An 11,901-nucleotide genomic window follows, 5' to 3' on the forward strand; every position below is an offset into this window, starting at 1 on the left:
CCGGCTTCAGCCGGGAAGACGTAATCCCGGCCGAAGCCGGTCCCACAGCAGAGTGATCATTGCCCCCGGTAGAGTGCGCATTCTGATCGACGGGCTCGGTGGGTATATCAATGTCGAACTCGACGGGTTGTTGGCTCGAAGACTCGGTCGGGTGATCGCTCATAAGGCATTCCTGAGGGCTTGCAGGTGGGCAACCTGACGGGTGAAGTCGGCACTGGAAAGACGCTTGGCCGGACGCGGGCGCATGGCCTGGCCGACGGCACTGGTGGACTGGCGGGTAAGACGGGCCAGCACTTGCCATTGATCGGCCACGCCCAACTGTTCGAAGCCGGGGTGGCGTTGGCGGGCGCGGCGCAGAATGTCTTGTTGCAGGCCGCGCAGCAGGGTTTGCTGGCCACTGTGGCGCAGGAGGAAGTCGGCACTGGCGCGCAGGTGTTCGGTGAGCTGGCGGCGGGCGCGGGACGCCGGGGCCAGCATGGGGCCGTGGCGCAATCCGGCATGCCACAGGCTCATGACGATCAGCAGGGCCAGTACTGTCAGGGCCAGGGGGAAGTGATGCAGCAGCAGGCCGAACAGGTTGTCGTGATCGGTGCGCAGGACCATGGTCACTTCACTGTCCTGGGCCAGGTACCAGAGCAGCCAGGCATTGTCGTATTTGCCGATGGCGCGGGTTTTCCACAGCTCGGCGTCGGTCACCACGGTGATGATGCCCTGACCCCGGGTGAGTTGCAGCATGTGGGTGGAATCGGCGCTGTTGGCCCAGGCCTGGGCGACGTCCTGCGGGTCGTCGAGATGGAAGTCAGTGTCGAAACCGATATAGGCCGGGGCGCTTTCGTTTTCTATATATAAGCGGGTCAGTTCCGGCCAGGGCAGATTCGGTGTGTCGGAAATCGGTGCCGCGCGCATGGGAATCATCGGCCTGACTCGCTGATTGCTTTCCTGCAAATCCTGCTTTTGCAGGTCCTTGCTCAGGTATTGGCGCAGATGCAGGCGATCCAGCAGCAAGTCGCCGCTACGGCCCTTCTTCTCGTCCCAGAGCTGTTCGGCAACAAAGATCAGATGACCGCCATCCAGCACCCATTGCAAGACCTCATCGGCCTGATTCGGCGTCATGTTTTCCCGGCTGTCGAGCAGGATCAGGGTCTTGGCGGGCAACTCCGGATTGGGGTCGGGCAAGTGGTTGATATTGGTGATGACGTTGACCGGGATCGAGCGCTGGCGCAGGAACTCCTGAGCCGCGAGATACGGGTTGCTCCGGGCCTCCGGCGATGGTCCCTGGTCGATGCTGACGGAATAGCGCTCGATATGCTCGTAGCTGCGCTGAACGGCCAGAAGCAGCAGCGCCATGATCAGCAGGCCGAGCAGGATCGCGGTGCGCCGGGTCATGACGCTACGCTCGGTCTGCCCAGGTTGCGCCAGCCGTCACACAGTTCCTGACGCGCTTGCTCCGGCGGCAGTTGATGACCGTAGGCGAGGTTCTGCCAATGGCGCATCAGGTTGCGACTGAAAGCGGTGAGCGAGGGTTGGGCCAGGCTGGCAACCCTGAGCAGGACCTGGCCTTCGGTATCGGCCTCTTTCAGTGGCAACTGATAGTCCGTCAGCAGGCGATTGAGCAGGGCTCGATAGAGCAGGCCCAGGGCTTCCCGGGGATGGCTGGCCCAAAGCTGTTCCGCGTGGCCGGCGACGTCGTCCGGCAGGCTGGCGCTGCTGATCTGCAGACCGAACAACTGCTCGGGCATGTCTCGCAGTGGCAGTTTGTCTTTTGCATTTCGACGGCTGACAAAGGTGCCGACCCAGCTGCGATAGCGCCAGGCCAGCAGGCAGAACGCGGCCAGCAGGGCGCCCCAGAGCAGGACCTCAACGGTGCTGGCCAGGGTTCTGGCGGCGTTGAGCAAGCGCATCAGCCAAGGGGATGGCGCCGCCTGACGAGCATGTTCATCGGCCGGTTTGGCCTCGTCCGGAGTCTTCCAGCGCCAACGGGTTTCGCTCTTCATATTCTTGAAGGGCGGCTGATCCAGCACGCTGCCGATCTGCCGGGCCGAGTCCTGGCTGGTCACGGGCTGATGGGTCAGGCGCGGGCTCATGGGCCCGGCTTCCTGTTGACCGGCCTTCACCGGGCTCTGTTCGGGGATAGGGCAACTCTGGTCGGGTGGTTCGTCGGCCCAACTGGTCGACGAGACCGTCATTAACGCCACGCCCGCGCCGAGCAGCAGCACATAGGCGCTGCCGATCAGACGCTGGCGCAGGCGGCGCAGCACCAGTTCTATATCCCAGGCTTCCAGTTGCGTGCGCCGGTTGAGGTAGAGGGTGAAGCCACAGGCGACATAGATGGGTTCCCAGAACACCAGAACCAGCGCGTAAAAGGCGTTGGTCAGGTGCTCCAGCCAGTTCCACTGGCCTTCGGCGAGGAGCAGCTTTTGCCAGCCCCAGTCGATTTCGATCTGCTCGGGAATCATGGCGTAGAACAGCGTGATCATGCCGACCCAAAGGACGGTTTCCAGGCTCGCACCGACCGCCGTCAGGCAGCGTGCGGCGCGCATGTCCTTGCGGCTCAGCACGCCGATACGCTGGGCGCGGGGGGCGCCACTCAACTGTTCGAGCTGCTGGACGGGCAGCAGGAAACTGCGGCTGGCGCCCAGGCGACGCCAGGTCAGGCTGGCCAGCCATTGCGACTTGAGGGTGCGCGGCCAGGCTTTCAGGGCTTCCTTGAGGCTCGGAGTATTGCCAAACAATGCCTGGGAAAGGATCAGCAGCGGCAGGCGGTCGTACAGCGGCTTGAGCCACCAGAACACGAAAATGGCAATGGACGGGTATTCCCAGAACACGGCGCTGAGCAGGCAGAAGATCGGCAGCGTCACCAGGGCCCAACTGCCCATGAGCAGGCCGCGATGCTCCCGCGCCAACAGTACGCCGAGGTCGATGGACTCCCACGGGTTGCGCGGGCGAATGGCTACGCTGGCGTCAGTCAGGCGCATGGCGGTTGCGTCCGGCAAGGGTCAGGTAAGTCAGCACCAGCAGCCACAGGCCGCCGCCGACACTGTATTTGAGCGTAGGCGAGGGCCAGGCCAGGGAGGACCAGTAGGCTTCTATAAAGGCCGCGATCAACAGGAACAGGATGACGCCACCGATCAGCTCCACGCTGTCTTTGGCAGCCAGGCGCAGGGCTTCACCGCGCGGCCGTGGGCCGGGGGCGAGCAGGGCGGCGCCAAGTTTCAGGCCGGCGGCACCGGCCAGGGCAATGGCGGTCAGTTCGAAGGCCCCATGGCCGACGACGAACGACCAGAACGTCTGGCCGAAGCCGATGCCGGTCAGGTGCCCGGCAACCGCGCCGATCATCAGGCCGTTGAACAACAGGAAGAACAGGCTGCCCAGGCCGAACAGCAGGCCTGAAGCGTAGGTCTGAAAGCCGATGCCGATGTTGTGCATGATGTAGTAGCCGAACATCTGCCAGTCATCGCTGGATTCGCGCTCGATGGCCTGGCCGATCCTGGCGGCCGAGGGGTCGTACATGCTCTCCATCTCGGCCACCTGTTCGGGGCTGACGACGCTGTAGACCAGGTCGGGAAAGCCGTAGACCAGTGCGGCCATGACGATCAGGCTGGCGAAGAACAGCAGGGTGGCGGCCAGTACGAAACGCCATTCGTTGCGTACCCGGCGCGGGAAGTCGGCAAGGATAAAACTCAGCAGTTTACCGCCCAGTTGGCTGCGATGACGATACAACTGCTGATGACCGCGCATGGCCAGTTGTTGCAACGGATCGACGATATGGCTGCTGTAGCCGCGCTCCTGGGCCAGGGCCAGCTGCTGGCAAAGGCGACGGTAATCCTGGCTGAACGAGTCAAAGGATTTTGCCTTGGTCTTGCCGCGCTCAAGGGCATCCAGTTGCGTGGCAAAACGCAGCCAGTCTTGCTGATGGCGACTTTCAAAAACGCTCTGCTTCATGGCGGGCCCAACAGTCCGCGGGCGATGCCGTTGAGTCGGGTGACGGCCTGGGTGGGATGAACGCGTAACGGTTTGGCAAGGATATTGGCCAGCTCTTCGGTGCGCTCCTTGCTCAGCTCACTTTGGCGTTCAGCAAAACCGAGCACGGCACGCTGTTCGTCCAGGCTCAGGGCGAAGGGGGCAATCTGCGCGCTGGCTTCCGGCAGGCTCGGGCGCTTGACCGGAATGTCGCGATAGACCACCAGCGTGCCGGCGGCGAGATCACCCAGGCGCTTGAACATGGACTGTTGCAGGCAGGCAATGGCGCCGACGCAATAGCCCACCGGCAACATGTCGACAAAGCGCAGCAGGTTGCGAATCAGCGAGGCGGTCCAGCCGATGGGGGTGCCGTCATCGTGGACTACCCGCAGGCCCATGATCTGCTTGCCGGGTGTACGGCCCTGATTAAGCATTTCGAACAACACGGCGTACCACCAGGTCACCAGAAACAGCGCCAGGGCGGTGAGGCCCGCGCCGAACTTCTCCAGCGGGTGCAGCAGCACGGCGAGAATCAGCAGGGTGATGCCACGAATGCCCAGGTCGATGGCGAATGCCATAGCCCGCGGGACCAGGCCCGCAGGGCGCAAGATCAGATCGATACCTTCCGGGGTCTCGATGCGGATGCGGGTGTCCAGCGGCGCAGGCGATGGCGCGGTCCTTGGCAAAGCGTGCGGGGATGGCATTGTCGGGAATGGGGATTCCTTGGGGAAAGACTGATCCTAGTGGTGAGTCATGAAAATGACTATTAATTTTTCTGTGCCCGCACGGCCACGGGCATTGGGAAACGTCCGAAAGATGTATCAGAACATTATCCAATTCGCCATTTGCTTGAACTCGGCCCTACACTTCGGCGGTCTTCTGTTCAGGATCAGCCCGTGACTTCCAGCATTTTCTGGTACGACTACGAAACCACCGGCATCAACCCGCGTAATGATCGGGCCTTGCAGGTTGCCGGTATTCGCACCGATGACCAACTCAATGAGATCGCCGAGCCGGTGAATCTTTATTGTCAGCCCAGTGACGACATCCTGCCCCATCCGGCGGCCTGCATGATCACCGGCATCACCCCTTCGCGCCTGGCCGAACAGGGGTTGGGTGAGGCCGAGTTCATGACCCGGGTGCATGCCGAACTGGCGGCGCCGGGTACTTGTGGCGCAGGTTACAACACCCTGCGTTTCGATGATGAGGTCACGCGCTACAGCCTGTATCGCAACTTTTTCGATCCTTACGGTCGTGAATGGCAGGGCGGTAACAGTCGTTGGGATTTGATTGATGTTGTGCGCACTGCTTATGCGCTGAGGCCTGAAGGCATTGTCTGGCCCGAGGAAGAAGGGCGGGTCACCTTGAAACTGGAGCGTTTGACCGCTGCCAACGGTATTGACCACGGCCAGGCTCATGACGCTTTATCCGATGTTCGCGCAACCATTGCACTCGCGCGTTTGATTCGTGAAAAACAACCCAGGCTTTATGACTTTTTATTTCATCTTCGCAGTAAACAGAAGGTTCAAGAGCAGATTCGCCTGTTGCAACCGCTGGTGCATATTTCCGGACGTTTTTCTGCGGCCCGTAACTACCTGGGCGTCGTGTTGCCGCTGGCCTGGCATCCGAAAAACCGCAATGCATTGATTGTCTGTGACTTGCATCTGGATCATGCCCCTCTGTTGCAAGAGCAGGCGCAAATATTAAGACAACGGTTATATACGCGTCGTGACGATCTGGCAGAAGGCGAACTGCCGGTGCCGCTGAAACTGCTGCATATAAATCGCTGTCCGGTGGTAGCGCCGATGGGCGTGCTGCGTGCCGAAGATATTGAGCGTCTGCAACTGGATGTGGCTGGCTATCAGCAGCGAGCAGAACGGTTGGTCGAGGCCCGGGAACTATGGGAGGAAAAACTCAAGGTCGTTTATGGCCCTGAGGAATTCGCGGGCACTGATGATCCTGAACAACAGTTGTATGACGGCTTTATGGGTGATCGTGATCGTCGTTTATGTGAACAAGTGCGCATTGCCGAGCCCGAACAGTTGGCGCGCGGCGCGTGGCCATTCGACGATGCGCGACTCCCTGAATTATTGTTTCGTTACCGTGCCCGTAACTTTTCTGACACCTTGACTGCAGAGGAGGCGCAGCGCTGGCGGGCTTTCTGTCGGGAGCGTCTGACAGACGCTGGAAAAGGCGCACCTAATACGTTGCAAGGCTTTGCGCAGGCGCTGGCCGAGTTGTCTCCCACGGCGAGTACCGCGCAACTCCAGGTGTTGGGTGAATGGCAGCAGCATGTGCAGTTATTGCGTCAGCGCCTGGGGCTCTGACCTCATCGGGTATTGCGTAGGCAATAAAAAACGCCAGCAGGCTGGCGTTTTTGGGTGCAGCGAAAGATCGGCGATCTTGTCCGGGCTTAGCCCAGCAGAGTTGCCCAGCTTTCAACCTCGTCACCGCCCCACTTGGCTTTCCACTCTTTCAGAGTTTTGTGGTTGCCACCTTTGGTTTCGATGACTTCACCGTTGTGCGGGTTTTTGTATTGCTTGACTTTGCGCGCACGCTTGGTGCCGGTAGTCTTGACGATGCCGCGAGGTGCTTTATTAACTTTGGCGTCAGGATCGAGCAGGGCGATGATGTCGCGCAGGGACTTCTGATACTCAGCCATCAGGGTGCGCAGTTTGCCTTCGAATTCCAGCTCTTTTTGCAGTTTGTCGTCTTCCGACAGGTTCTTCAAACGAGCTTGCAGTTCTTTGATGGCTTCTTCTGTGGCGCGGTATTCGTTGATCAGAGACATGAGGAAGACCTTATGTTGTGATGTGGGCAGGGATCTGTGGAGCAATAATAGTCATGCTCTTTGTCCAAGTAAACATTAAATAAAAGTTTTATTTGAATTATTTAGAAATATAGAGCGGTCCTACAGCGCTGAGGAACTAGACGTCAGACCTTTTCGTACGAAAGATAGTCCCGCTGCAAGGCACTTAAATGCGTGTCGGCAGCCCTGGACAGGGCAGGCATGTTCATCAGCGGCTGGTATGCCAGAGCGTCGCACCGTCAGGGCTGAATGAGTCCTGTGCAGTTTTGCCGCGCAATCGCTAGAATGGCCGCCTTTGCGAAGTTCTGGAGTTTCCCTCATGCGCACTTTTCGTCTGGTGATTGCTTGCCCGGACCGTGTTGGCATCGTTGCCAAAGTCAGTAATTTTCTGGCGTCCCATAACGGCTGGATTACCGAAGCGAGCCACCATTCGGACAATCTCAGCGGCTGGTTTTTTATGCGCCACGAGATTCGTGCCGATACATTGCCATTTGAACTAGAAGGCTTTCGCGAGGCATTTGCGCCGATTGCCGAAGAGTTCGCCATGGACTGGCGCATTACTGACTCCGCGCAGAAAAAGCGCGTGGTACTGATGGCCAGCCGTGAGTCCCATTGCCTGGCCGACCTGCTGCACCGCTGGCACAGCGACGAGCTGGACTGCGAGATTGCCTGCGTGATCTCCAACCACCAGGACCTGCGCAGCATGGTGGAGTGGCACGACATTCCTTATTACCACGTGCCGGTCGATCCCCAGGACAAGGAGCCGGCATTTGCCGAGGTTTCGCGTCTGGTCGGGCATCACCAGGCCGATGTCGTGGTCCTGGCGCGCTACATGCAAATCCTGCCGCCGCAGCTGTGCCGGGACTATGCTCATCAGGTCATCAACATCCACCATAGCTTCCTGCCGTCGTTCGTAGGCGCAAAGCCCTACCATCAGGCGTCGTTGCGTGGCGTGAAGTTGATCGGCGCGACTTGCCACTATGTGACTGAAGAGCTGGATGCAGGTCCGATCATTGAGCAGGACGTAGTGCGCGTCAGCCACCGCGACAGCATCGAAAACATGGTGCGCTTCGGTCGCGATGTGGAAAAGATGGTCCTGGCCCGCGGCCTGCGCGCGCACCTGGAAGACCGGGTACTGGTGCATGACAACAAGACTGTGGTTTTTGACTGATCAGACGTCGATACCCATCTGATCCGGGATCGACTTTTGTGTTATGGGACCGGCTTTAGCCGGGAAGGCGCAGGCAGGACAGATGCATTTTAAGTGTTTGTGGCATTGTCTTCCCGGCTCAAGCCGGTCCCAAAAAACGCTCGTCCTTTTCTAAAGAGAGGTTTCCATGTCCGATCCCCTCGACAAAGCCACCTCGACCGCTCCGCCTACTCTCGGCGAGGGTTGTCTGAGCCGTTATGACCCGGACGCCCTGACGCCGGAAAACGGTACTGAATTCGAAGGCGCCGCCGAACTGTGGGAAAGCTTGCAGCCCGCAGTAGACGTGCGCGATGAAGAGCCGGGCAAGCAAAAGCCCTGATCTTGCAACCAGCCGAACTTGGTCATGGGCTGACGGCCGTCTTCCAGTAACTGTTGCAGCAACTGCAACCAGTAGCGACGAGAGAAGTCATGACGCATATCCACAGGGTGCAGACCCAGGCGCAGGGTCGCGGCCTGTTTCGTCTGCCATTGGCGAACGTCTCCAATAAATTTTGACAGGCCTCGGCGCCAGGCTGTGCCTGCGCTCCAGACGATGCCAGGTGCTGGCAGCGCCTGGAAATCCGGCAGGCGGTAGAAGTGCCCGGCGTCAGTGGTGTAGTCCAGTGGCAGATGACGCAGGGCTTCGCGACTGCCCTGGCTCATCAGCCAGGCCGGAGCGACGAAGCCATGTAACGGCCAGCGGTGACGTTGAAAAAGCTCGATTCCTGCTTCCAGGCGCGTGTGGGCCTGTGCCGTCGTCAGCTCGTAGAATTCACCTTCCCAGGTGTAGATGCGACGCATGAAGTACTCGTGCAGCGTGCGCGGCGGGGGCTGGTCGTCGCAGTGGTAATAGCCATGCAGGGCCAGTTCGTCGCCTCGGGCCAGGCGTTGTTCGAGCATTTGGCAGAAGGCGGGGTTGCGTTCCAGGGCGTGACGCTTGTGAAAGTCCGGGACTACCAGCCAGGTAATCGGGATAGCACCCAGTGCATCGACTTCATGGACAAAGTCGCGATAGTCAGCCCAGCTTGCCGGGCTGACATCATGCAGTACCAGCAAGACGCTGCGCGGGTCAGACACGGACCATTTCCGGCATGCTGCTGCCGAGGACGTCCTGATAGTGGCCCATCAGGCCCTCGACCACCTTGTCCCAGGCGTAGTGATTTTCCACATAGGCGCGGGCAACCATCCCTTTGTTTTTGGCGCCGTTGGCGAACAGTTCGCGCACGGCACTGGCCATGGCGTCAGGGTGGTTTGGTTCACAAAGCATGCCGCAGGCAGGTGGCACGATTTCATTGAAGGCCCCGGCTGCCACCGCGACCACCGGAATGCCGCTGGCCATGGCTTCGAGCACGATCAGACCGAAGGTTTCCTGATCACCGGCATGCACAAGGGCGTCGGCGCTGGCCAGCAGGCGCGCGACATCTTCTACCGGACGAAAGCGTTCCAGCACTGACACATTATCCGGCACCTGGCTCGGCATATGGGAGCCGATCAGCAGCAGGTGGTAATTGGGGCCCAGCAGCTTCATGCACTCCAGCAGCACCGGCAGGTTCTTCTCCTTGGCGCCGCGCCCGGCGAACACCAGCAGTCGGGTATCCTCGTCCAGGCCAAGGCCGCGCCGGAGGGTCGGGTCGTATTTGTCCGGGTTGAAGGTCTCAAGGTCGACGCCCAGAGGCTGCACATGGACATTGCCGACGCCCATTTCGGTCAGTTTCTCGGCCATCAGGTTGCTCGGAGTGAGCACCCGGTCGAAATGGCTGTAGAGCTTGCTGATATAGGTTTCGGCATTACTGCCCAGCCAATGGCCGACGCGATTGCTGACCAGCATAGGCAGGTCCGAGTGATAGAAACCGATGACTGGCATGTCCAGTTGTCGCCGGGCATCAAGAGCCGCCCAGGCGGTCAGGTAAGGGTCACCGACTTCGATAAGGTCTGGCTGCAGGGCTTCAATTGCCTTGCGCCACTGGTGCATGCGCATCGGAAAGCGATAGCCGTTGGCAAAGGGCACTGCGGGAGTAGGGACCTGATAGATGCCGTTGCGCTGGCTCAGGTGGGCGCCAGGAATCAACAGGCTGTGACGAACATCGGGATAGCGCTCCAGACAGCGGTGCTTGGCATCCAGATAAGTACGCACGCCGCCGCTGGCCGGGGCGTAGAACATGGTCATGTCGGCGATGTGCACGGGGATAGATCCTCCTGGGCGGGCTGCTGCAACGCAGGGTTCAAGGATTGACCACGGTTGAGAATAGATGGTTCGCCACAGGGGACGAGTAGCAGGCGCCCGTGTGGCCGTGGCAAAGCTGGTCAATACTTGACCACTCTTCCACGTGCCATGCGGGTGATGTCATGTCCGAGTCTCGTTCGATTGTCCTCGGTGCCGGTCCTGACGGGCTGGCGGTGAGTCAGGCCTTGCGCCTGTGTAACCGTCACGGTCTGATTGCGGGAGCGACCGGCACCGGCAAGACCGTCACCCTGCAACGCCTGGCTGAAAGTTTCAGCGATGCCGGCGTCGCGGTGTTCGCCGCTGATATCAAGGGTGACCTGTGTGGTCTGGGGGCACCGAGTGTCTCCCGGGGTAAAGTGGCCGAACGGATTGCCGGCATGCCCTGGCTGAATTATCAGTCTCAGGCTTATCCGGTGACCTTGTGGGATGTGCAGGGTCAGTCAGGTCATCCATTGCGCACCACCCTGTCTGAAATGGGGCCGTTGTTGCTGGGTAATCTGCTTGAACTGACCGACAGCCAGCAATCGACCCTGTACGCCGCCTTTAAGGTCGCCGATCGCGAAGGTCTCTTGCTGTTGGATATCAAGGACCTCAAGGCATTGCTCAAGCACCTCAAGGACAACCCGCAGCTGCTGGGCGAAGACAGTGCGTTGATGACCACCGGTTCAAGCCAGGCGTTGCTGCGGCGCCTGGGGGTGCTTGAACAGCAGGGTGCTGAAGCCTTGTTCGGCGAGCCGGCGTTACAGCTCGAAGACTTGTTGCATCCGGACAGCAATGGCCGTGGACGCATCCATTTATTGGAGGCCAGTCGCCTGATACATGAGTCGCCCAAGGTCTATGCCACTTTCCTCTTATGGCTGTTGGCGGAGCTGTTCGAGCAATTGCCGGAGCGTGGCGATGCCGACAAGCCGTTGCTGGTGCTGTTTTTCGATGAAGCTCATTTGCTGTTTACCGGGACCCCTGTCGCTTTGCGCGAACGTCTGGAGCAGGTGGTGCGGCTGATTCGTTCAAAGGGTGTCGGGGTGTTTTTTGTCACCCAGTCGCCCGGTGATTTGCCGGATAACGTGCTCGCACAACTGGGTCTGCGTATTCAGCACGGGTTGCGGGCGTTCACGGCCAAAGAACAGAAATCCCTGCGCGCTGTGGCCGACGGCTTCCGGCCCAACCCGGCCATCGACGCCTTGGCTGCGTTGACTGAGTTGGGCATAGGCGAGGCGCTGGTCGGAACCCTGGAGGACAAGGGTACGCCCGCAATGGTCCAGCGGGTGCTGATTGCGCCACCGCAGTCACGTATCGGCCCGTTGAGCGAGCAAGAGCGAATGACGCTGATTCGTCAGTCGCCTCTGGCTGGACGTTACGATCAAGCGTTTGACCGCGAGTCGGCCTATGAACTGCTGGCCCGAAAAGCTTCTGTGACCACGCCTGAGGTGGCGGTGCCCGAAGAAAAGGGATTGGGCGATATGGCCGGGGAGTTTCTTGGCGGGGTGGCCGGACAGGCGCTCAAGTCAGCGATGCGCCAGGCCGTCAGTCAGATTGGCCGCGAATTGGTCAGAGGCTTGATGGGGTCGTTACTGGGTAGCAAGCGACGGCGCTGAAGCGGGCAGGCCACCCCATTGCGCCCCGGGTAAGGCCCCGGCCGTGGGGGGCCCCCCCCACACCCCCGCCCCCCCGCCCCGGGTGACGGGCCGGGGGAGGGCCCCCGCCCAGAGGGTGTTTGGG

At 60.4% G+C, this 11,901-nt stretch carries 10 protein-coding genes and 1 pseudogene; 4 read left to right on the top strand and 7 right to left on the bottom strand.

The window, feature by feature from the left end:
- Positions 1-159: 159 nt before the first annotated feature.
- The 4 genes from ACCD02_RS29420 to ACCD02_RS29435 are packed head-to-tail and all read right to left on the bottom strand — an operon-like array spanning position 160 to position 4,664.
- Positions 160-1,386 (bottom strand): DUF4350 domain-containing protein, encoded by a 1,227-nt coding sequence (locus ACCD02_RS29420; RefSeq protein ID WP_413309643.1) that lies wholly within the window; start codon positions 1,384-1,386, stop codon positions 160-162.
- Positions 1,383-2,975 carry a DUF4129 domain-containing protein gene (locus ACCD02_RS29425; protein WP_413309645.1) on the bottom strand — a complete coding sequence of 531 codons (1,593 nt, stop codon included), beginning with the start codon at positions 2,973-2,975 and terminating at the stop codon, positions 1,383-1,385. The genes ACCD02_RS29420 and ACCD02_RS29425 overlap by 4 nt, the downstream gene beginning before the upstream one ends.
- The gene (locus ACCD02_RS29430) at positions 2,962-3,942 is read right to left on the bottom strand and encodes a stage II sporulation protein M (protein WP_413309647.1); all 981 of its coding nucleotides are present in this window, start codon (positions 3,940-3,942) and stop codon (positions 2,962-2,964) included. Before ACCD02_RS29430 ends, ACCD02_RS29425 begins: the two co-directional genes overlap by 14 nt.
- Positions 3,939-4,664 (bottom strand): RDD family protein, encoded by a 726-nt coding sequence (locus tag ACCD02_RS29435; RefSeq protein ID WP_413309649.1) that lies wholly within the window; start codon positions 4,662-4,664, stop codon positions 3,939-3,941. Before ACCD02_RS29435 ends, ACCD02_RS29430 begins: the two co-directional genes overlap by 4 nt.
- A 192-nt stretch (positions 4,665-4,856) precedes the next feature.
- Here ACCD02_RS29435 and sbcB point away from each other — a divergent pair, with 192 nt between their 5' ends.
- Positions 4,857-6,287 (top strand): exodeoxyribonuclease I, encoded by a 1,431-nt coding sequence (sbcB, locus tag ACCD02_RS29440; protein ID WP_413309651.1) that lies wholly within the window; start codon positions 4,857-4,859, stop codon positions 6,285-6,287.
- Positions 6,288-6,373: 86 nt separating this feature from the next.
- Here the strand turns inward: sbcB and mvaT are convergent, their stop codons facing one another.
- The gene (mvaT, locus tag ACCD02_RS29445; RefSeq protein WP_259098485.1) at positions 6,374-6,751 is read right to left on the bottom strand and encodes a histone-like nucleoid-structuring protein MvaT; all 378 of its coding nucleotides are present in this window, start codon (positions 6,749-6,751) and stop codon (positions 6,374-6,376) included.
- Between the two features lie 337 nt (positions 6,752-7,088).
- Between mvaT and purU the strand changes: the two genes are divergently transcribed.
- Together purU and ACCD02_RS29455 are read left to right on the top strand one after the other, a co-directional pair.
- Complete coding sequence (purU, locus tag ACCD02_RS29450; protein WP_259098487.1) at positions 7,089-7,940, top strand: formyltetrahydrofolate deformylase; 852 nt, start codon at positions 7,089-7,091, stop codon at positions 7,938-7,940.
- 166 nt (positions 7,941-8,106) lie between these two features.
- A complete protein-coding gene (locus tag ACCD02_RS29455) occupies positions 8,107-8,298 on the top strand; it encodes a hypothetical protein (RefSeq protein ID WP_413309653.1) in 192 nt (63 codons plus the stop codon).
- On the opposite strand, the pseudogene ACCD02_RS29460 reads toward ACCD02_RS29455, so the two are convergent.
- Both ACCD02_RS29460 and ACCD02_RS29465 read right to left on the bottom strand, forming a co-directional pair.
- Positions 8,295-9,035, bottom strand: a pseudogene (locus ACCD02_RS29460) (DUF2334 domain-containing protein); the annotation flags it as partial. The gene ACCD02_RS29455 and the pseudogene ACCD02_RS29460 overlap by 4 nt on opposite strands.
- The gene (locus tag ACCD02_RS29465) at positions 9,028-10,119 is read right to left on the bottom strand and encodes a glycosyltransferase family 4 protein (protein ID WP_413309661.1); all 1,092 of its coding nucleotides are present in this window, start codon (positions 10,117-10,119) and stop codon (positions 9,028-9,030) included. The pseudogene ACCD02_RS29460 and the gene ACCD02_RS29465, both read right to left, overlap by 8 nt.
- A 185-nt stretch (positions 10,120-10,304) precedes the next feature.
- On the opposite strand from ACCD02_RS29465, the gene ACCD02_RS29470 reads away from it, so the two are divergent.
- Positions 10,305-11,777, top strand: coding sequence for a helicase HerA-like domain-containing protein (locus ACCD02_RS29470; protein WP_413309655.1), 1,473 nt, complete (start codon positions 10,305-10,307; stop codon positions 11,775-11,777).
- The last annotated feature ends 124 nt before the right edge of the window (positions 11,778-11,901 follow it).

The sequence above is a fragment of the Pseudomonas sp. Pseusp88 genome, from assembly GCF_047303955.1.
Lineage (GTDB): Bacteria > Pseudomonadota > Gammaproteobacteria > Pseudomonadales > Pseudomonadaceae > Aquipseudomonas.